This window comes from Kitasatospora sp. NBC_01246 (assembly GCF_036226505.1).
In the GTDB taxonomy this organism is placed as follows: domain Bacteria; phylum Actinomycetota; class Actinomycetes; order Streptomycetales; family Streptomycetaceae; genus Kitasatospora.
In genome coordinates, this window is sequence record NZ_CP108484.1 from 1,453,708 (window position 1) to 1,473,125 (window position 19,418).

Annotated in this window: 18 protein-coding genes; 6 read left to right on the forward strand and 12 right to left on the reverse strand. The window is 73.7% G+C overall.

What is annotated here, in order from left to right:
* The first annotated feature begins 18 nt into the window (after positions 1-18).
* The gene (locus tag OG618_RS06375) at positions 19-840 is read left to right on the forward strand and encodes an AfsR/SARP family transcriptional regulator (protein WP_329486232.1); all 822 of its coding nucleotides are present in this window, start codon (positions 19-21) and stop codon (positions 838-840) included.
* Positions 841-869: 29 nt separating this feature from the next.
* On the opposite strand, the gene OG618_RS06380 is transcribed toward OG618_RS06375, so the two are convergent.
* The 7 genes from OG618_RS06380 to OG618_RS06410 form a co-directional block, all read right to left on the reverse strand.
* Entirely contained in the window at positions 870-1,805 is a 936-nt protein-coding gene (locus OG618_RS06380; RefSeq protein WP_329486233.1) for a class I SAM-dependent methyltransferase, read from the reverse strand.
* Positions 1,806-1,816: 11 nt separating this feature from the next.
* Positions 1,817-4,036 carry a glycosyltransferase gene (locus OG618_RS06385; protein WP_329486234.1) on the reverse strand — a complete coding sequence of 740 codons (2,220 nt, stop codon included), beginning with the start codon at positions 4,034-4,036 and terminating at the stop codon, positions 1,817-1,819.
* A gap of 77 nt (positions 4,037-4,113) precedes the next feature.
* Entirely contained in the window at positions 4,114-5,010 is an 897-nt protein-coding gene (locus OG618_RS06390) for a UbiA prenyltransferase family protein (protein ID WP_329486235.1), read from the reverse strand.
* A gap of 11 nt (positions 5,011-5,021) precedes the next feature.
* Entirely contained in the window at positions 5,022-6,044 is a 1,023-nt protein-coding gene (locus OG618_RS06395; RefSeq protein WP_329486236.1) for an NAD-dependent epimerase/dehydratase family protein, read from the reverse strand.
* Complete coding sequence (locus tag OG618_RS06400) at positions 6,038-7,438, reverse strand: aspartate aminotransferase family protein (protein WP_329486237.1); 1,401 nt, start codon at positions 7,436-7,438, stop codon at positions 6,038-6,040. The genes OG618_RS06395 and OG618_RS06400 overlap by 7 nt, the downstream gene beginning before the upstream one ends.
* Positions 7,425-8,348, reverse strand: a complete 924-nt coding sequence (locus OG618_RS06405) for a lysylphosphatidylglycerol synthase domain-containing protein (RefSeq protein ID WP_380391484.1) — start codon at positions 8,346-8,348, stop codon at positions 7,425-7,427. Before OG618_RS06405 ends, OG618_RS06400 begins: the two co-directional genes overlap by 14 nt.
* The gene (locus OG618_RS06410) at positions 8,348-9,403 is read right to left on the reverse strand and encodes a glycosyltransferase family 2 protein (protein WP_329486239.1); all 1,056 of its coding nucleotides are present in this window, start codon (positions 9,401-9,403) and stop codon (positions 8,348-8,350) included. Before OG618_RS06410 ends, OG618_RS06405 begins: the two co-directional genes overlap by 1 nt.
* A 102-nt stretch (positions 9,404-9,505) precedes the next feature.
* Between OG618_RS06410 and OG618_RS06415 the strand changes: the two genes are divergently transcribed.
* Positions 9,506-10,564, forward strand: a complete 1,059-nt coding sequence (locus tag OG618_RS06415) for an endonuclease/exonuclease/phosphatase family protein (RefSeq protein WP_329486240.1) — start codon at positions 9,506-9,508, stop codon at positions 10,562-10,564.
* A 30-nt stretch (positions 10,565-10,594) separates the two neighbouring features.
* Here OG618_RS06415 and OG618_RS06420 read toward each other — a convergent pair whose 3' ends face one another.
* The gene (locus OG618_RS06420) at positions 10,595-11,170 is read right to left on the reverse strand and encodes a hypothetical protein (protein WP_329486241.1); all 576 of its coding nucleotides are present in this window, start codon (positions 11,168-11,170) and stop codon (positions 10,595-10,597) included.
* 218 nt (positions 11,171-11,388) lie between these two features.
* Here OG618_RS06420 and OG618_RS06425 point away from each other — a divergent pair, with 218 nt between their 5' ends.
* Positions 11,389-12,630, forward strand: coding sequence for a GNAT family N-acetyltransferase (locus OG618_RS06425; protein ID WP_329486243.1), 1,242 nt, complete (start codon positions 11,389-11,391; stop codon positions 12,628-12,630).
* Positions 12,631-12,775: 145 nt separating this feature from the next.
* Here OG618_RS06425 and OG618_RS06430 read toward each other — a convergent pair whose 3' ends face one another.
* The 3 genes from OG618_RS06430 to OG618_RS06440 all read right to left on the reverse strand — a co-directional run bounded on the left by OG618_RS06430 (position 12,776) and on the right by OG618_RS06440 (position 15,074).
* Positions 12,776-13,714 (reverse strand): aldo/keto reductase, encoded by a 939-nt coding sequence (locus OG618_RS06430; protein ID WP_329486244.1) that lies wholly within the window; start codon positions 13,712-13,714, stop codon positions 12,776-12,778.
* 152 nt (positions 13,715-13,866) lie between these two features.
* Positions 13,867-14,304, reverse strand: coding sequence for a GNAT family N-acetyltransferase (locus OG618_RS06435; protein WP_329486245.1), 438 nt, complete (start codon positions 14,302-14,304; stop codon positions 13,867-13,869).
* Between the two features lie 74 nt (positions 14,305-14,378).
* Positions 14,379-15,074 (reverse strand): class I SAM-dependent methyltransferase, encoded by a 696-nt coding sequence (locus tag OG618_RS06440; RefSeq protein WP_329486246.1) that lies wholly within the window; start codon positions 15,072-15,074, stop codon positions 14,379-14,381.
* Between the two features lie 360 nt (positions 15,075-15,434).
* Between OG618_RS06440 and OG618_RS06445 the strand changes: the two genes are divergently transcribed.
* Positions 15,435-16,613 (forward strand): ROK family protein, encoded by a 1,179-nt coding sequence (locus OG618_RS06445; protein WP_329486247.1) that lies wholly within the window; start codon positions 15,435-15,437, stop codon positions 16,611-16,613.
* A gap of 139 nt (positions 16,614-16,752) precedes the next feature.
* Here OG618_RS06445 and OG618_RS06450 read toward each other — a convergent pair whose 3' ends face one another.
* Positions 16,753-17,526, reverse strand: coding sequence for a GntR family transcriptional regulator (locus OG618_RS06450; RefSeq protein ID WP_329486249.1), 774 nt, complete (start codon positions 17,524-17,526; stop codon positions 16,753-16,755).
* Positions 17,527-17,810: 284 nt separating this feature from the next.
* On the opposite strand from OG618_RS06450, the gene OG618_RS06455 reads away from it, so the two are divergent.
* Positions 17,811-18,617, forward strand: a complete 807-nt coding sequence (locus OG618_RS06455) for an exodeoxyribonuclease III (protein ID WP_329486250.1) — start codon at positions 17,811-17,813, stop codon at positions 18,615-18,617.
* 333 nt (positions 18,618-18,950) lie between these two features.
* Entirely contained in the window at positions 18,951-19,397 is a 447-nt protein-coding gene (locus OG618_RS06460) for a hypothetical protein (RefSeq protein ID WP_329486251.1), read from the forward strand.
* Positions 19,398-19,418 lie beyond the last annotated feature (21 nt).

The following is a 19,418-nucleotide window of genomic DNA, read 5'->3' on the forward strand; positions in this document are numbered from 1 at the left end:
CATACGGGGGAGATCGTTGTGCTCGTGCATGTCCTGGGACCGCTTCGTGTCGACGTCGACGGAACCGCCGTGGCCCTCGGTGGCAGGCGGTCGCAGATCGTCCTGGCGACCCTCGCCCTGACCCCGAACTGGGTCGTGCCGCTCGACCGGCTGGTGGACACCGTCTGGGGCCCCGCGCCACCCGCCAGCGCCCGGACGCAGATCCGGATCTGCGTCTCCCAGCTGCGCCGGGCCTTCGCCGAGGCGGGCGCGCCGACCGTGATCGAGACCCATCCGAACGGGTACCGACTCCGGGTCGGCCCGGGCGAGTTGGACGCCTCGGCGTTCAACGAGGAGGTCGCCCGGGCCCGGCTGCTGGCCGCCCAGGGCGCGCCGGAGGAGGCCGTCACCGGCCTGCGCCGGGCCCTCGCCCGGTGGACCGGCCCGGCGATGGCCGGGCTCGCCTGCCCGCCCGTGGAGGCCTGGGCCCGCCAACTGGAGGAGAGCCGGCTGCGCGCCGTCGAGGAGCGGATCCGGCTGGAGCTCGGGCTGGGCCGGCACCAGGACCTGGTCGGCGAGCTGGAGCAGCTGGTCTGCGCGCACCCGTTCCGCGAGCACCTGCACGGCCGGCTGATGCTCGCCTTGCACCGGTCGGGCCGCACGGCCGAGGCGCTGGCGGTGTACCGCAGGCTCCGGACCGCCCTGATCGAGGAGCTGGGCATCGAGCCGGGGCCCGAACTGCGTTCGCTGGAACGGGAGATCCTGCTCGGCGTGGCCGCGGCGCCGCCCCCCGGGGAGCCGGCGGTGCGGCGCCGGACCAGGGCGGGCGACGCCGTCCACTCCTCCTGGTGCCCGGTGTAGCCGCACCGCCGCGCGGGCCGGACGGGGGCTCAGCCCCGGTGGCGCCACCAGAACGAGCCCGGCTCGTAGTGGTCCCGGACGCCGAGGGCGCGCCAGAGCGGTTCGGCGATCCTCCGCAGCTCCGGGTCGGCGTGCACGAAGGCGTCGGGCAGCTCCAGGTCGAAGCGGTCCGGGGCGGCCGTCAGCAGGGCGGCGAGCAGGTACTGCTCGGAGTAGTGCCGCCAGCGCCAGGAGTACGGGTAGTCCGCGGGCAGCATGATGTCGTGGACGTGCACGATCACCCCGGGCTTGAGCCTGGGCAGCACCTCGAAGAAGAACACCGCCACGTCCGACCCCATGTGCAGCCGGTGCGAACCGTCGAAGAAGACGATGTCACCGGGCTCCAGAGCGGCGAAGACCCCGAGGTCCGCGTGTTGCAGCGGGGTGCGGATGACCTCGTCGCAGAGCCGGTCCACGGTGGCGCGCGGCGCCGGGTCGATCGAGGTGATCCGGGTCGCCAGCCCGAGGTCCTCGATCGCCCGGCGGGCGAACTTGGTGGAGTTGCCGGAGCCGATCTCCAGGTACCGGGCCGGGCGCTCCTCGGCCAGGAAGCCGTAGAGCGAGAGCGCGTCCAGCGGCGGCAGCCAGCCGTTGTTCCAGTACGGGGTGGAGCCCGCCGCGGTGCCGCTCAGCGGGATCCCCCGGAGCAGCTCGGTCAGCTCCAGGAAGCCGGTCAGCCGCTGCGCGTAGCGCTCCCGGTTCTTCTCCAACAGGGCCCGCACCTCGGTGAGTTCGGCGCGCGGCTCGGGGGTGACGACGTGGTCCCAGAAGAGCGGCTTGCGCAGCCCGAACGCCCAGAGCGTCAGGCCGTGCAGGACGGGTCGCTCCGCCAGCCAGTCGACCGGCCGGCGCAGCACGGGCAGCCGCTCCAGCAGTTCGACGCCGGAGGCGGTCCGGACGGCGGTCCGCAGATCCTTGAGCACCATCGTTGTTCCTTTCAGAGGGAGAGCCACAGGTCCTGCAGCCGGTGTTCGGAGATGCCGTCGGTCGGCCGGAAGTCGTAGCGGTGCACCCGGACCGGGCCCGCGGTGAAGCTCCAGTCCAGCCGCCAGAACGGGAAGGAGCGGTTGACCGCACTGTCCCAGTCGAAGCCGGCCGGCGCGGAGAACTTCCAACTCAGGGGCAGGAAGTCGTTGTTGGCCCGGATCGCGTCGTCCGCCCGGTCGCGCAGGCCGTCCAGGTCGCGCATCGACGCGCTGGCGTTGAAGTCGCCCGAGACGAGCACCTGGTGGGGGTTGCCGGCGAGGTCCCGCTCCAGGCCGCGGATCTCCGCCCGGCGCCAGTCGAACTTGCGCCGGAAGTAGGAGTCGAAGTCGAAGTCCGAGAACGGGTCGAGGTCGGGCGCGAGCGGCACGGTGACGTGCACGTTGTAGACGCTGAACACCTTCGACCCGACCTGGAGGTCGGTGCGCAGCACCTTGTCCCGGGCGAAGACCGTGCCGAACGGGGCGTCCGGCGCCAGCTCGGCGCCGGTCCCGACGGCCGGCTGGGCGACGATCGGGTACCGGGAGACGGTGAGCAGCTCGCCCCGCCGGGCGATGTGGTAGCCGGGGAACTCGGCGGCCAGCCGCGCGTCGTCGTCCAGCCGCAGATAGCCGTCCTCGCCGCGGCCGGCCTGCCAGACCACGTGCTCCTGGAACAGGTACACGTCCGCGTTCTGGCGGTGGATCAGGTCGTACAGCCGGTTCACGTCGGTGGCGGCGGCCCAGTACTGGGTGTTGAAGGAGACCACGTGCAGGGCGCCGGGCGGCACCGGGCGACCCCCGTGCCAGAGGGCGGGCCAGTTCAGCCCGGAGCCGGTGAGGAGGGCGAGCAGCAGCGGGGGCAGCGCGAGGGCGGCGGCCCAGCGGCGGCGCGGGCCGCAGGCGGCGGCACTGGCGGCCAGGAGCACCAGCGGGACCGCCACCAGGAACACCGGCGGGGTGGCGTCCAGCAGGATGGCCCAGTGCCAGCGGCCGCTGACCGACCGGCGCAGCACGGCGTAGCAGAGCCAGAGCCCGGCCAGGGCGATCAGGGCCCACCCGTACCAGGTGCGCAGCCGCCGGGCGATCCGGCGGGCCCGGCTCGGCGGGTCCGGGTCCGTCGCCCCCCGGTCGCCGTCGGCGCTCCCGCCGGCTCCGTCGTCGCGGGCCGGCGCGGCGGCCACGGCGTCCGCGGCGGCCACGGCGTACATCCGGCGGAACCGGCGGCTGACGGCGAACTGGGCCAGCCCGGCGACCAGACCGGCCAGCACGACGGCGTTCACCAGCAGGTGCGCCAGGGTGAAGAAGGCCAGGAAGCCGAGCCCGCGCTCCTGCCGGACGAACCGGTACTGGCCGAGGTCGGTCAGCACGAAGCCGGCCACCGCCAGGGCCGTGACCAGCGCCGTCAGCGGCTGCCAGGCGATCAGCGGCAGGCTCGCCACCGCCAGCCCGGCCAGCGCCGAGGCGACCGCCCGGCCGGGGGTCTCCATCCCCTGCATCGCCCGGCCCCGGCCCAGGTAGAACGGCACCCGCAGCCGGCTGCGGACGAAGGCCTTCCGGAGCAGCGGCCGCATCCGGCTCTCGTCGGAGAGCCGGCCCCGGACCCGGGAGGTGAGCACCATCGGGTGGAGCGCGGCGAGCCGCTCGGCGTGGTCGATCTCCTCGGTCTGCCGGAGCGCGCCGTTGAACCAGCCGGCCTCCAGGAAGGCCGACCGGCGGACCGCCCCGAGCGCGTAGAAACCGCCGCTGACCAGGCCCTCGGCGCTCTTGCGCCAGTAGTGGTACTGGAGGATCCGGTACTGCCCGACGGCGCCCTCGGGGAACAGCGGCTCCTTGTCGGGAACGCCGAACACCGCGCCGTACTCGGGGTGTTCGGTGAAGATCCGCACCGCCTCGGCGACGGCGTCCGGGTGCATGGTCAGATCGGCGTCCAGGAAGAAGAGGATCTCGCCGGCGGCGTGCCGGACCCCGAGGTTGCGCGAGCCGCCCGGGCCGCCGTTGCGCTCGGCCCGCACCAGGGTGACGGGGTGGGCGGCGGCCAGGTCGGCGGAGTCGTCGGTGCTGGCGTCGTCCACGACGATCACTTCGACGGCCGGGTAGCTCTGCTCCAGGATCGAGCGCAGACAGAGGTCGACGGTGCGGCTGTCGTTGTACATCGGGACGACCACCGACACGAGAGGTGGGGGTGTGGGCATGGGACCTCGTTCGGAGTTCGGAGTTCGGGGTTCGGGGTTCGCACTTCGGGATCCGGCGGCCGCTGCCTGATGGCGCGTCAGAGCAGCTGGAAGGCCAGCAGCAGGCCGGCCCAGAGCGAGGAGTTGGTGAGCATCACGCCGTCCCTCAGCAGGGTCCGGACGGGGTTGCCGCCCTCGCTCTGCACCACCACGATCTGCAGGTAGCGGAAGAGCGCGAGCAGGGCGCAGGGCGCGGTGAGCAGCGCCCCGGCCGCGTAGCCGGACTCGGTGCGCAGGAAGAGCAGGTAGCCGACCACGGTCAGCCCGGAGCAGAGCACCAGGACGAGGTCCAGGAAGTGCGCCGAGTAGCCGACCAGGGCGGGCCGGTGGCCGCTGCCGGAGACGCCCAGTTCGTGCCGCCGCTTGCCCACGATCAGGACCAGGCAGAGCGTCAGCACGGTGAACACCAGCCAGGCGGCGACCGGGCGGCCGCCGGCGCCGTAGCCGCCGAACAGCCGCAGGACGAACCCGGTGGCGACGATGAACACGTCCAGCAGCGGCAGGTGCTTGAGCTTCCAGCTGTAGGCGGCGTTCACCACCAGGTAGAGCAGGACCGGCCAGACCGCGGCGGGCCGGGAGAGCAGCAGGACGGGGGCGAGCAGCCCGGCCAGCAGCAGGATCAGCGCCACGGCCGTGCGCCGACCCACCCGGCCGGCGGCCAGGGGGCGGTGGCGCTTGACCGGGTGGCGCCGGTCCCGTTCGATGTCGGCGATGTCGTTGACCACGTACACCAGCGACGAGGCGAGCACGAAGGCGCAGGTGGTGACGGCGACCCGGGCCACCATGCCCCAGTCCACGTCGGCGCCGAGCAGGGAGAGCGGCACCACCAGGAGGTTCTTCGGCCACTGGCCCGGGCGGAGCAGCTCCAGCGGTGCCGGCAGCCGGGAGGTGGGGCCGCGCCGGAGGGGCTCCGTCTGTTCGCTCAGGAAGGTCATCGCGCACTCCCTCAGAAGAAGATCTTCACGGCGGACAACAGGCCCTGGCTCCACGGGTCCCGGCTGGTCCGGCCGGTCGGGCTGCCCGCCGGACGGTCGTGGCGGGCGGTGCGCCACCAGTCGTAGGTGCGCAGGATCGCGTCCCGGTTGGACAGCCTGGGTGCGAAGCCGAGCCGCTCCCCGGCCTTGTCGATGCTGACGTAGGAGTCCTCCATCAGCTTGTGCAGCAGCCGCCCGTAGACCGGCGAGAGCCTGGCCTTCTGCAGGGTGCTCAGCACGGTCAGCGCGGGCCGGGCGGGCAGTGCGACGACCCGCTTGCCGTGGCCGGCCGCGTCCAGGACGGCCTGGAAGTCCTGGCGCAGGGTGCCGAACTCGGCGGCCGCCAGGTTGTAGGTGTCGTTGGCGACGTCCTCGGGCGCCGTGAGCACGGTGACCACGGCGTCCACCAGGTCGTCGATGCCGAACATCTGGATCCGTACGTCGCCGCGGCCGAGCACGGGGAAGTTCCGGCCCTCCTCCGCCCACTCGAACAGCATCGAGAACAGGCCCATCCGGCCCGGCCCGACGAAGGTCTTGGGCCGCAGGATCGGCACGCACATCCCGGCGGCGCGGTGGCGCTCGGCGATCTCCTCGGCGGCGGCCTTGGCCCGGCTGTAGGTGTCGACCGGCTCGCGCGGATAGGTCTCCGGCGTCGGGACGACCTTGGGCAGGCCGTACACGGCCGTCGAGGAGATGTGCACCACCCGGGGGGTGCCGGCGGCGCGCGCGGCGGCGAACACGTTCTCGGTGCCGCCGACGATGATCGAGCGGATCTGCTCGTCCGGGTAGCTGGGCAGCGCGGCCGCCGCGTGGACCAGCACCTCGGCGCCGTCCAGCGCCCGGGCCATCACGGCCGGGTCGCGGATGTCGCCGACCACCGCCACGCCGGGGCCGGGCCGCAGGTCGACCCCGCGGACGTCCTTGCCGTCCGCGAGCAGCCGTTCGGCGAGCCGCGAGCCGAGCATGCCCGCGGCGCCGGTGATCGCGATCACCACTGGGACCCCACCTTCTGCTTGAGGAACCGCGTCACCAGGTGCCCCAGCCCCTTGCCGAGCACCTCGCCGAGCGCCTCGACCGTGCGCTCCACGTCGGCCGGGTCGGTGACCAGCGAGGGGCCGATGACCAGCGGGTTGAGCCCGTTGAGGGTGTAGTAGGCGAAGATGTCGTGGTCCTGGTACAGGGCGTTGATCACCGCGCAGGTGACCAGCTTGGTCTTGAACCTCGGGTCACGGGCCATCCCGCCCGGCGCCAGCCTGGCGACCAGGTCGAGGATCTTCGGCCCGCCCTCGATGAAGACTCCCCAGAGCGCCCCGGCGCCCGTCACCCGGCCGACCGCCTCCGGGTGCTCCTTGGCCAGCCGGGCCAGCCCGGGCTCCAGGACGGCGCCGATCGCCCGGGCCCGCGCCGGGTAGTCGTCCTCGATGGCGATGTTGACGGCCTCCAGCGCGGTGGCGCACTCCTCGCCGAAGCCGTAGTACGTCGTCGAGGTGGACTGCAGCAGCGCGTCGCCGAGGTTGTCGTAGGCCTTGCGGAAGACCGGTTCGCGGGCGACGAACGCCGAGATCGAGGACTTGCCGCCGCCGAAGGACTTGGAGGTGGTGAGGACGTCCGGGATCAGGCCCGGGTAGCGCATGAAGTGGAACAGGGTGCCGGTCTTGCCCCAGCCGGTGTAGATCTCGTCGAAGATCAGCACGATCTTCTTCCGGGTGCACAGCTCGCGCAGCCCGCGCAGGAACTCCTCGGAGCAGGCCTGCACGGTGGAGGCGCTGAACGGCTCGATCAGGATCGCGTAGACGTCGTCCGGGTGGGCGTCGACGGCGCGGCGGACCGAGTCGAGGTCGTTGTAGGCGAAGGTGTCGATGCCCGGGATGGTGGGGAAGGCGAACTGGCTCTGGCCGGTCAGGCCGCCGGAGCCGAGCAGCTTGCCGTGGAAGGCGCAGTCGGCGCGCAGCACCGTCCCGCGCCTGCCGCCGTGGTACTTGTACGCCAGCTTGACGGCCCCTTCCACCGCCTCGGCGCCGGAGTTGGGCAGGAAGGACATCGAGAGGTCGCCGGGCAGCACCTCGGCCAGGTTGTGGCCGAGCGCGGCGAGGTAGGGCGAGAAGTACGTCTTGTGGACCTCCATCCGGCCGGCCCGGGCGAACCGCTCGCGGGCGGCCAGGATCCGCGGGTGGTTGTGGCCGTGGTTGAGCACGCCGACCCCGCCGGTGACGTCCAGGATCCGGCGGCCGTCGGTGAGGGTCAGATGGGCGCCCCGGGCCTCCGCGACCAGCTCCCGGCCGAAGCCGAAGGAGGTCATCAGCGAGACCTGGCTCTTGTTCACGTACCGCCGGTACAGGTCGTGCACCTCACGGACCTGGAACCGTTCGGCGTCGTCAAGGGTGTACACGGGCTTCCTCTCGCATCGGGGTGGACCTGAGCCGGGCCCAGGTCAGGACGACGGCCGAGCTACCGAGCTCGGCCAGCACGCAGACGACCCGGCTGGCGATCGCCGCGGTGGCCGCGACGCCCCCGGGCAGCACGGTGGCGAGCGCGGCCGTGATGGTCAGCTCGCGCACCCCCCAGCCGTCCGGCACGATCACGGCCAGGCTGCTGACCACGGTGGCGAGCGCGAAGGCGCCGACCGCCGGGCCGAGGGAGGCCCCGGCCGACCCGCCCAACGCCAGGGCCAGGAACCAGAGATGCAGTCCGGAGACCAGCCAGGAGGCGATCGCCAGCAGGACGGCGCGGCGGACGGCGGCGTCCGGCGGCGCCTCGACCGGCCGCCGCAGCAGCCGGGCCGCGGCCGCGACCGGCCGGGTGGCCAGGGCCGGGCGGACGACGCAGGCCAGGAAGCCCGCGGCCGGCAGGCAGAGCCAGACCCACTGCCCCGGCAGCGCGGCCGGCGCCGCCAGCAGCCCGACGCCCGCGCCGGTGAGGAGGGTCAGCGCCAGGCTGAGCAGGTAGGCGGAGGTCATCTGGGCGGCCGGCACCCCGGCCGCCCGGCCGTGCGTGACATGGGTGAGCACGCCCCAGACCCGGCCCGGCAGGTACTTGCTGAGCTGCCCGAGGAAGTAGATTCGGGCGGCGTGGACCCCCCGGACCGCGTGGTCGCCGGGGATCAGTACCCGCCAGGCGTGCACCGCGAGCACCAGGCCGGCCACGTTGGCGGCGAGCGAGGCGGCGAGCGGCGGCAGGGCGTCCGCCCGGGCGAACGCCCTTACGGCGACCGGGCCTTCGTGGCGGAGCAGCAGGCCGAGGCCGACCAGGGCGGCGAGCACGATCAGCGGGGTGAGCACCTTGCGCAGCCGGTCCAGCATCACCGGGCCGCCCCGGTGCCGGGTGCGGTGCCGGGTGTGGCGCCGGGTGTGGCGCCGGGCTCGGCCGCCGTCGCCGAGGCCGCCCCGGCGCCGTCGGCACGGTCCGGGAGCAGCATCCGGACCGTGCCGACGGCGGCGCCGCTCACCAGGGCGGTGATGACCAGGAAGTGGACGCCCGTGAAGAACGGCACGAAACCCGGGCCCCGGTGGCCCGCGACGAACCGCAGCAACCGGCCGTTGGCGGCGCAGAACCCGAGCGCCCCGAGGGCCGGCAGCACCGGGTACCAGGGCGCCAGCGGCAGGGTGGCCAGGGTGAGGGCGGCGGCGGCGACCGACGCCGGACTGTTGGCGGTCAGGTTGCGCCGCCCGCCCCGGCGCGCCGAGGCCAGCGCGGGCACCAGCACCAGCGCCCGCCGGAAGGTCTCGGCCAGCAGCGGCCGGAGCCGGTGCTCCTCGTCGTGCAGCGCGACCACCCGGTCGGTGAGGACGATCCGGTGGTGCGGCGCCAGCCGGTCGCTGAACTCCAGGTCCTCGGAGTCCCGCAGCCGCTCGTCGAAGCCGCCGAGGCGCTCGAAGACCTCGCGGCGCACGGCCGCCTGGGCGAAGAAGGCGGTCTCCACGACGCCCGCGCCGCGCACCCGCCACCAGTGCGCGTGCAGCACCCGGTAGCGCTCCACCGGACCGTCGTCGAACAGCGGATCCGGTGCGATCACTCCGTGTACGCAGCCGCACTCCGGGTCGGCCGCCAGGATTTCCAGCGAGTTGGCCACCGAATCGGGCGTCAGCGCCTCGTCGGAATCGAGGAAGAACAGAATGTCACCGGTCGCCGCGGCGATTCCGGCATTTCGCGCGGCGGACACTCCGCGGTTCGGAGTGCGCCGGATCAGGGTGCACGGATAGCCCTCGGCCACCTCGGCGGTCCGGTCGGTGGAGCCGTCGTCCACCACGATGACCTCGTGGACGGGGGCGGTCTGGGCGTACACCGAGTCGAGACAGGCACCCAGGGTACGAGCGGAGTTGTGGGCCGGTATGACGACCGATACGGAAAACGTCATGCCGCCATTTCAGGCGGGCCGCGTATCGGCCGGGTATCGTCTCGGTATTGGAATGCGGCCGGGTGAAATCCGGGGCGCCGCCGCCCTGCTACTCTCCGCGCCATGGATTCCGCTCGCCCGCGTTCGCTCGGGCCCCGGTCGCTGGTCGCCGTCACGGCCTGCTGGGGTGCTTTCCTCCTCCTCGACCGCCTGCTGAGCGGCCGCTGGTGGTTCTGGCTGATACCGGACCTCGCGCCGCCGCTGCTCTTCCTGGCGGTGCCGGTGCTGCTGCTGGCCCTGGCGGTGGTCACCCGGCCGTCGCGGCGGTGGCTCGTCCCGGTGGTGGTCGCCCTGCTGCTGGCCGGCCTGCCGCGCACCGGGCTCAACCCCGCGGCGCTGCTGCCCGGCCGGGACCGCGCGCCCGGCCCGGCGTTCTCGGTGTTCTCCTGGAACACCGAGTACTGGGACACCACCGACGACCCGGACGCCTTCTACCGCTACCTCCGGAGCAGGGACGCGGACGTCTACCTGCTCCAGGAGTACCTGGCCTGGGTCCAGGAGACGCCGACCCGGATCGACCGGCTCGACCGGATCCGGCAGGAGTTCCCCGGCTACCGGGTGGCGGTGCTCGGCGAGTTGGTCACGCTCTCGCGGTTCCCGGTGCTCGCCACCCCGACGGTCGGCGCGGCGCTGCCGGCCGGTACGCCGTGGGAGGTGACCTTCGCCAGGAAGAAGGTCCTCCGCACCGATGTGGACGTCCACGGCCGGGCGGTGTCCCTCTACAACGTGCACATCCCGGTCCAGGTGGACACCCGGCAGTCGGTGTTCGGCGGCGACTTCTACCGCACCGTCCGCGCGGCCGACGCCGCACGCCGGGAGCAGTACACGGCACTGGAGTCGGACGCCGCCGCCAACCACCACCCGCTGCTGATCGCCGGGGACTTCAACACCACCCCGGCGATGGGCGACCTGAGCGGCCTGCGCGCCCGCTTCCGCGACGCCCGCTCGGCCTCCGGCGACCTCTACCCGGGCAGTTGGGGCGGCCTGCTGGGCAGCGACCTGTGGCGGCTGGACTGGGCGTTCACCGACCGCCGGGTCGCGGTGGAGCGGTACTCCTTCGCGGACCAGCGGGGGATGTCGGACCACCGGGGGCAGCAGCTGCGCGTGGCGCTGCGGCCGTGACACCGGCCGGGCGGGACGGCCGCCCGGCCGTCAGTCCTTCGGCGCCGGGCCGGAACGGCTCAGGGTGAAGGTGAGGTTGGGCCGCTCGGCCTTCGGTGCGGAGATCCGCATCGTCGTGTAGTCGCCGCCGGTCAGACCGCCCAGGGTCACCGTCGCGGGGACGGCGGCCACGCCGCCGGCCGCGTTCTTCTCCCAGAGCCGGCCCGTGGCGGTCGGGCTCAGCCCGCCCCACGCCGTCCAGACCAGCCCGTCCAGCATCGACGCGCCCTTGTCACAGGCCAGTTCCAGGGACTTCGGCGAGATGAGCGGCTGCCCGTCGCACCCGTAGACGGAGCCGGGTGCCTCGGACGGCTCCGGCGGCGCCCCGGGGGCCGAGGCGGACGGCACGGCGGCGGGCGGGGACGGGACCGCGGACGTGGCCGTCGGCGTGGGCGTGGGCGTGGCGGGCTCCGTGGGCCGGACCGACGGCGCGGCGGCGGACGGCGCGGCGGCCGTCCCGCTGCTCGAACAGCCGGCGACCGCGAGCAGCAGCGCGAGCGCTCCGACGGCGAGGCCCGCCGTACCGCGCCGCCGCCCCGCGGCCGTTCGTCTGGCCTGACCTGCCATGGTCCCCCCATTTGCCCGGTGCCGGTCGATCCGCACGTCCGGAAGTCCGCCCAGGCTACCGCTCCCTGAACCCCTGTCAGTACCCCGGGGGCGGAACGGCCGCCGCGGCCGTCGCGGGGCCCGTGCCGAAATTCGCTTGCCCCGGCCGCGGGTCGGCGTTCCAATGTGGCCGGGCACCACGAGCCGTGGTGCCGGTACGCGAGGAGGCGGCGGCGACCATGGAGATCCGTTCCACGACCGACGAGGACCACGACGTCTTCGTCGACACCCTGCTCGCCCCGTTCGGGCTCTTCCGGGAGACCACGGCCGAGGACGGCGGCGGGGCCTGGTGGTCGGCGCTCGAAATGGACCGCGGCCTGCTCGCCGTGTCGGACGACGGGAGGCCCGTCGGCACCGCCGGTGCGTACTCCTTCGAGCTCACCCTGCCCGGCGGGGCCCTCGTCCCGGTCCCCGGGGTGACGGCCGTCGGCGTCCTGCCCTCCCACCGGCGCCGGGGCGTGCTGACCGCGCTGATGCGTCACCAGCTCGCCGGGTTCCGGGCCCGCGGGGAGTTCCTCGCCGTCCTGCTCGCCTCCGAGGCCACGATCTACGGCAGGTTCGGCTACGGACCGGCGACGTACACGGCGCGGCTGACGGTGCCGCACCACCGGGCCGCCCTCGCCGCCCCCCGGGCCCGCCGGGCCGACGCCGCCGCGACCGACCCGGCCGCCCCGGACAGCGGCACGGTCGAGGTGCTGCGGCACGCCGACTGCGGCGAGCTCCTGGAGCAGGTCTACGACCGGTACCGCCGCACCCAGCCCGGCGCGCTGTCCCGGCCGCACCGCTGGTGGGCCCTGCGCGCCGGACAGCCCCCGATCGCGCCGACACCGCGCTACATCGCCCTGCACCGGGACGCCGACGGCGTCCCGGACGGGTACGCCTGCTACGCCAAGGACAAGCCCGACAGCCTGACGGTCGACGAGGTCATCGCCGCCGACGACGCCGTCTTCACCGCCCTGGCCCGCTTCGTCCTCGAACACGACCTGGTCGACCGGGTCGTCTTCAAGCACGTCCCGCCCGACCACCCGCTGCGCTGGCGGCTCACCGACTTCCGCGCCGGCGAGGTGCACCAGGACACCGACTGGCTCTGGGTGCGGCTGCTGGACGTGCCGCGGGCGCTGACCGCGCGCGGCTGGTGCGCGGACGGCGAGCTCGTCCTCGACGTCGAGGACCCGTTCCTCGGCGAGCACGACCGCTATCTGCTGACCGTGCGGAACGGCAGGGCCGACTGCGTCCCGACGGACCGGGAGCCCGACCTGTCCCTGGACGTCCGCGACCTGGGCTCGCTCTACCTCGGCGGCACCGCCCCGAGCACGCTCGTCCGGGCCGGCCACGTCCTCGCCCACCATCCGGGGGCGGCCGCCCGCGCCGACGCCCTCTTCCGGGGCGAGCGCTCCCCGCACTGCCTGCACTGGTTCTGACCGCGCGCCCGCCGGGGGGCCGTACCGCGAACGGCACGGCCCCCCGGCGGCCCCCGGCGGCCCTACCGGCGCCGCCGGGTCCGGCCAGTGGTCAGCGCACGGCCGTTGGTCAGCGCACGGCCGGTGGCCAGAGCATCGCCGGTGGTCAGAGCGCGGCCTCGTCGAGGCGCCGGCGCTGCTCGGCGGAGAGGGTCACCGCCAGGGCGCCCAGCGCCTCGTCCAGTTGGGCGATCCTGCTGACGCCGACCAGCGGCACGATCCGCGGGTCGTGGTCCAGCAGCCAGCTGAGCGCGACCTGGTTCTTGGTCACCCCCAGCTCCTCGGCCACCGCGCCGAGCGCCGCCAGCCGCCTGGGCGTGCCCGGGTGGTCGTAGGCGGCCGGGATCTCCACGTCCTCGCGGGTGTAGCCGCCGGAGAGGATCGGGCTGTAGACCCAGAGCCGGATGTCCCCCTCGGAGCGTACGTAGTCCAGCAGTTCACCGGTCACGTGGACATGGGCCGAGGAGGGCAGCGGGATGTCGAAGCGGGGCTGAAGGTAGGAGTAGCGGTACTGCATGTGGGTGTACCGGGCCCGGTCCCCCGCGAGCGCCCGGGCCCGCTCGACCCGCCAGACGGCGTGGTTGCTGGCCCCGACCTCGCCGGCCTTCCCGGCGGCCACCAGGTCGGCCAGGGTGTCGACCGTCTCGGCGAGCGGCACCGACCGGTCCTCGATGTGCGTCCAGTAGACCTCGACCCGGTCGGTGCCGAGCCGGCGCAGGCTGCCCTCCAGCGCCGTTCGGACGGCCTTGTCCGAGAGGCCCTCGGCGGTCTCCAGGCCGGTCCCCGGGACGGTCGGCCGGGCCCCGACCTTGGTGCTGATCACCACGCGGTCGCGGGCACCCCGGCTGGCCAGCCAGCGTCCGATCACCTCCTCGCTCTCGTCGCCGGTGGCGCCGTCCAGCCAGAACGCGTAGTTGTTCGCGGTGTCGAGCACGGTGCCGCCCGACTCCACGAAGTGGTCCAGGATCTCGAACGAAGTCCGCTCGTCGACGATCGTGCCGAAGCCCAAGGTGCCGAGGGCGATGGTGCGTTGTGGAATGGCCATAGGTCTTCCCCTCCCATGTGGTCTGGACCATTCAAGTCGCATCCCGCCCCGCACGCAACAGAGCGCCACCGGATCACCACCCGCCGTCGGCGCGACCGTGGCCCACCCGCGCGACCGGACCGGCGGACGACCAGCTGCGCGGGCGACCGGCCTCAGGCGGTCAACGGCTTGGCCCAGCGGGTCCACTGCGGCTGCGGCCCGTAACCGGCCGTCCGCCAGGTGCGCTGCCCCTCGGCGTTGTCGTCGAGCACCATCGCGTCGGCCCGGCGGCCGCCGAGGGCGGTGAAGCGGGCCTCCGCCGCCGCCAGCAGGGCCGAGCCGATCCCCCGGCGGCGGTACCGCGGGTCGACGGCGAGGCGGTAGAGGTGACAGCGCCACCCGTCCCAGCCGGCGATCACGGTGCCGACGAGGGCCGCCGGATCGCCGGCCGGGGTGGCGACGATCAGGCACTCCGGGTCGCGCGCGAGCAGGGCCGCCACCCCGTCGGCGTCGTCCGTGATGCTCGTCCCCTTGGCGGCGCGCGCCCAGAGCGCGAGCAGGGCGGGGATCTCGTCGGGAGTGGCAGTGCGCAGCGCGATGTCGGCGGTCATGCCGGTCTGTCTACCAGGACCTCCGGCCGGGCCGCCGGGAATTCCGCACCGCGGGACCGGCCCCGGCCCCGCCCTCAGCGGGCCGGTGCGGCGAGCTCCCAGACGGTGGTGGTCTTGAGCGCGGCGTCCTCCAGGTCCGCCACGACCGGCACCCGGTACGCCGCCAGCTCCGTGAAGTGCCCGCGCGGCAGGTACGCCCGCCCCGGGTCGCCGACGATCACCACCGCGCCGCGCGCCCGGGCCCGCTCCAGGAACGGCAGGAACCGCGCGGCCATCGCCCGCTCGTAGAACACGTCCCCGGCCAGCACCACGTCGGCCGGAGCGCCGTCCCCGTCCAGCAGGTCCTCCACCGCGGCCGCCACCCGGACGCCGTTGGCCTCCGCGTTGAGGCCGATGGCCGCCACCGCGTACGCGTCGATCTCGGCGGCGCGCACCGACTCCGCCCCGCGCATCGCCGCCGCGATCGCCACCAGCCCTGACCCGGCCGCCAGGTCCAGCACCGTCCGCCCGGCCACCACCTCGGGGTGGTCGAGCACATAACGCGCCACCCCGACCCCGCCTGCCCAGGCGAACGCCCAGAACGGCGGCGCCAGCCCCACCTCGCCGCGCGCCGACTCGGTCGTCTCCCAGAGTTCGATGGCGTCGTCGGCCATCCGCAGGCTGATCTCGGGGACGAAGGGCACGGGCGCCGGGCTGGTCGCGTTCCGCACGAACTCCCGGTCGGACAGTGCCGTCGCAGCCGGGCGAGCGGCGTGCGTCTCGTTCAACATGCCCGCAGCATAGAGGCTCCCCGCCCGCCCGGAGCGCCACCGGAGCGCGCTCCCCGACCGCCCGGCCGGCCCCCGGGAGCGGGCCCGCGCGAGCACCCCGGGACGCGAGGCGACCCCGGGTCACGCACCGCCACCCGATGCGTACCATTTCGATACCGAAGCCGGGATGAGCTGCGGAGATGCTCGCCCGCCGGCCCCGGGCCCGGGTAGCATCCGGCACGTGCCCTCCGGGCCCGGCGCAGGCTGCCCAGCGCTGCCGCGCCGCGTTCCGGGTGGCGGACTCTCGCGGGACATTCGGTGGTCTCCGCGCACTCGGCACCGCGCGCCAGAGCTGTCGCGCGAACGGCGAAGGGCAGCATCTTGGCGGATCGGCTCACCGGAGGAGACTCCTCGCTGCTGCGGCGCATCAATGCGGCGGTCACGCTTCGGGCGCTGCGGGCCGGCCACTCGGTGACCCTCACTCAGCTGGTCGGGGACACCGGGCTGTCCCGGCCCACGGTGGAGGGCGTGATCGAGGGCCTGGTCGAGACCGGCCTGGTCGCCGAGGTGGACCAACCCCAGAACGGCGGCCAGCCGGGCGGCGGGCGGCGCGGGCGACCGGCCCGCTGGTTCCGGTTCCGCGCCGAGGCCGGACACATCCTCGGCGTCGAGATCGGCGTGCACGACCTGCGGGTCGTGCTGGCCGACCTCACCGGCCAGGTGGTGGGCAGTCACTTCCGCCCGATCGAGGAGACCCTGGACGCGGAGGAGCGGCTGAGCGCCGTCCGCACCGCGGTCGCGGAGGTGCTGCGCAAGGCCGGCGTCTCCCGCGACAACCTGTGGGCGGTCGGCGTCGGCACCCCCGGCATCGTCGACCGCGACGGCACCATCCAGCTCGGCACCGCCATGCCCGGCTGGACCGGCCTGGACCTGGGCGCCCGGCTGCGCCGGTCCTTCCGCTGCCCGGTCATGATCGAGAACGATGCCAACCTGGCCGCCATCGCCGAGCACTGGCAGGGCGCGGCGGTCGGCGCGGACGACGTCGTCTTCGTGATGGCCGGTCTGAGCCCGGGCGCCGGCTCGCTCATCAACGGCCGGCTGCACCGCGGGTACGGCGGCGCGGCCGGCGAGATCGGCGCGCTGCACCTGCTCGGCCAGGAGGTCACCCCCGAGCGGCTGCTCTCCACCACCGGCAAGCCGCTCAATCCGCTGGACGAGGCGGCCGTCGCCCGGGTGCTGAGGCTCGCCCGCGAGGGCGACGAGGTGGCGAAGGTCGCCATGGACCGCTTCCTGACCCGCCTGGTGCAGAGCGTGGCCGCCCTGGTGCTGGCGATCGACCCCCAGCTGGTGGTCGTCGGCGGCTGGGCAGCCGGCCTCGACGGTGTGCTGGAGCCGCTGCGCGAGCGCCTCGCCCAGTTCACCCTGCGCGCGCCCGAGGTGGCGCTGGCGGCGCTCGGCTCGGAGGTCGTCGCGATGGGCGCCCTGCGGGTGGCGCTGGACCAGGTGGAGGAGCAGCTCTTCGCCGTCGACCCGCCGACCGGCGGCGCCGCCCGGGCCTGACACCCGGTCCGGGTTGCGGAACCGGCGGCTCCGCACCCGGTGCCAGGGTCCGACCGGGGCCGGCGCCGCCGGGAACGACTCAGGCCCGGCTGCCTGCGGGGGCGTCCGGGCCTGGGCCTGAGGGTGTGCGACAGATGGTTCAGGAGGCGGTGCGCACCTCGGTGCCGGCGCTGACGGGGGTGACCTCCACCAGACCGGTCTCGCCGAAGGTGAGCTTGCAGGTGTCCGCGCGGTAGGTGGAGACGGCCAGCGCGACCAGTCGGCCGGCGGCCGCGTACTGGGTGGTCATCACCAGCACCGGCGAGCCCGGCGGACGCTCCAGCAGGGCGGCCTGCTCGGCCTCGGCGACGCCCAGCTCGACCGAGCGGGACTCGCCGTCGACCTCCAGGCGCTCCAGCTGGCGCAGCACCGAGCGGGCCCGGTCGCTCTCGGCGCGGAAGCCGGGCAGGTGCGGCAGGGCGGAGGCCGGTACGTGCAGCGACTCGGTGGCGACGTTCTTGCCCTGGACCATCCGGACCCGGCGCACGGTGTGCACGGTGGCTCCCTCGGCGATGCCGAGGCCCTGGGCGAGCTGCGCGGTGGCGGGGGCGGTGGTGCAGTCCACGGTGCGCCAGGCCTGGCTGCGGGCGGTGCCCGGCCAGCCCTCCTCGTGGCGGTTGACCGGAACGCCGACCCGGGGGGCGGCGATCAGGGTGCCGATGCCCCGGCGGCGGACCAGTCGGCCCTCCAGCTCCAGCTGGTCGAGCGCCTGGCGCAGGGTGGCCCGGGCCACGCCGAAGCGGGCCGAGAGCTCGCGCTCGTTGGGGAGGACCTGTCCGGTGGAGAACTCCGTGTCGATCGCGCGGAGCAGCACCGTGCGCAGGTGCCAGTACTTCGGTTCCGGTACCGCCGTGAGCTGCCCTGTCGTTCCCACCGTGGCCTCCACCCTGCTCTGTCCGCCCTGCCGAAAGGAGGGCGGACCCGGCCCGCTGTCCGCTGTTGCGGCAGGTGGGAGAGCGGGCTTTATCCGTCCTTCTTTATTAAAGGTCTTTGCAGTAAGTGACCCTAGGGGCTGTGTCGGGAGATGGTCAAGACCAATGACGGCGGTTGGTGCCGATGTCGCGCGGATTCATGCCGCGTTCACGACAGGCCGACAAACGGACGGCGCCCCACCGCGTCGGGCGCCGGACCGGACACCGGGCTCGGTAGGCTGCCCGGGTGATCGTGGTGACGAGTGTGAACGTGAACGGAATCCGGGCGGCGGCCAAGAAGGGCTTCATCGAGTGGCTGGCGGCCACCGAGGCGGACGTGATCTGCCTGCAGGAGGTGCGCTCCGAGCCCGGGCAGCTGCCCGTGGAACTGCGCGACCTGGAGGGGTGGCACGCGGTCTGGGCACCGTCCTCCGCCAAGGGCCGCGCGGGAGTGGCCGTGCTGTCGCGGCAGCAGCCGGAGCGTACGGTGGTCGGATTCGAATCGGCAGAATTCGACAATTCGGGCAGGTATGTAGAAATCGACCTGCCGGGGCTCACCCTGGCCAGTCTCTATCTCCCCTCCGGTGAAGCCGGCACCGAACGCCAGGAGGAGAAGGAACGCTTCATGGCGGAGTTCCTGGTGCACCTCGGCAAACTCCGCACCCGCGCCGCCGCCGAGGGCCGCGAGGTCGTGGTGTGCGGCGACTGGAACATCGCCCACCGCCCCGAGGACCTCAAGAACTGGAAGGCCAACCAGAAGTCGGCCGGATTCCTCCCCGAGGAGCGCGCCTGGCTCACCCGGGTCTACGAGGAGGCCGGCTACGTCGACGTCGTCCGCCGCCTCCACCCCGACCGCACCGGCCCCTACTCCTGGTGGTCCTACCGCGGCCGCGCCTTCGACAACGACTCGGGCTGGCGGATCGACCTCATCGTGACGACCCCGGGCCTGGCGGAGAAGTGCGTGGAGGCCCGCGTCGAACGAGCGGCCACCCACGCCGAGCGGTGGAGCGACCACGCACCCGTCACCGCGGCATTCGACTTCGGCGACGACTGACCCGCGGAGAAGGGTAGTTCTGCAGTATCAAGAGGCGGCCCCGACGTGCGGCATTCGACCCGGCGGGGCTGCCTCCCGGCGCCGTGCAGGCCAGCGGCAACGGAATTCGCACGGCACTCCCAGAGTGGATCATTCAGTGGAGTCCCTGTGTACTGACGTTCCGATGGAGCAAGGTTCCTGGCCTCAGGGGTCCGCGAAGGCTCAGGCTTCCGATCCGGTGCGGCGGCGTGATCGAATGAGTCCATGGGGGATGCGCGAAAGACCTACGGGCCGCTAGAACTCGTCCAAGGGCGCTGGGTGGTGGGAGACTTCCGCCGGCCGGACGGTTGCCGGGTGGAGTTCCGCACGGAGGGAATGGTCCGACACGCCGGCGACACCGAGGACGAGTTGATCCTCTGGTCCAGGGTCATGCTGGGGATCAGTATCCAGATAGGGCATGGAACGAAGGGATCCGGCTATCAGGGTGAGCTCGGGCTGACGGGCGTGCTCGGCGGCCTTCCCGGCCCCTTCAAGGGACGTGGTGGTGGCCACCTCGGCATGACCCTCCGCCACCCGTACGAGGACCGGAAGCTGACCTTCGATCGGCACGCCGAGTGGTACAAGCCAACGCATATCCTGCTCCTGGCCGAGCTGATGACGCAGACGGTCGCGGCTGGCGACGCCTACCGGCTCGGCGACGCCGACTGGCTTGAATGGGCGGTCGGACGCCTGGTGCTCGTCACGTCCTGGCCGATCGGCCGTCAGCCGGCGGCAGTGGTGCAAACAGCTCTGAAGGACTGACCGGCTCTCCCCAGAAGGGCA

Bases quoted from the DNA above. Each gene is read 5' to 3' on its own strand.
- OG618_RS06380 (WP_329486233.1), bottom strand. From the start codon at position 1,805: ATGGTGCTCAAGGATCTGCGGACCGCCGTCCGGACCGCCTCCGGCGTC.
- OG618_RS06385 (WP_329486234.1), bottom strand. From the start codon at position 4,036: ATGCCCACACCCCCACCTCTCGTGTCGGTGGTCGTCCCGATGTACAAC.
- OG618_RS06390 (WP_329486235.1), bottom strand. From the start codon at position 5,010: ATGACCTTCCTGAGCGAACAGACGGAGCCCCTCCGGCGCGGCCCCACC.
- OG618_RS06405 (WP_380391484.1), bottom strand. From the start codon at position 8,348: ATGCTGGACCGGCTGCGCAAGGTGCTCACCCCGCTGATCGTGCTCGCC.
- OG618_RS06410 (WP_329486239.1), bottom strand. From the start codon at position 9,403: ATGACGTTTTCCGTATCGGTCGTCATACCGGCCCACAACTCCGCTCGT.
- OG618_RS06415 (WP_329486240.1), top strand. From the start codon at position 9,506: ATGGATTCCGCTCGCCCGCGTTCGCTCGGGCCCCGGTCGCTGGTCGCC.
- OG618_RS06420 (WP_329486241.1), bottom strand. From the start codon at position 11,170: ATGGCAGGTCAGGCCAGACGAACGGCCGCGGGGCGGCGGCGCGGTACG.
- OG618_RS06425 (WP_329486243.1), top strand. From the start codon at position 11,389: ATGGAGATCCGTTCCACGACCGACGAGGACCACGACGTCTTCGTCGAC.
- OG618_RS06430 (WP_329486244.1), bottom strand. From the start codon at position 13,714: ATGGCCATTCCACAACGCACCATCGCCCTCGGCACCTTGGGCTTCGGC.
- OG618_RS06435 (WP_329486245.1), bottom strand. From the start codon at position 14,304: ATGACCGCCGACATCGCGCTGCGCACTGCCACTCCCGACGAGATCCCC.
- OG618_RS06440 (WP_329486246.1), bottom strand. From the start codon at position 15,074: ATGTTGAACGAGACGCACGCCGCTCGCCCGGCTGCGACGGCACTGTCC.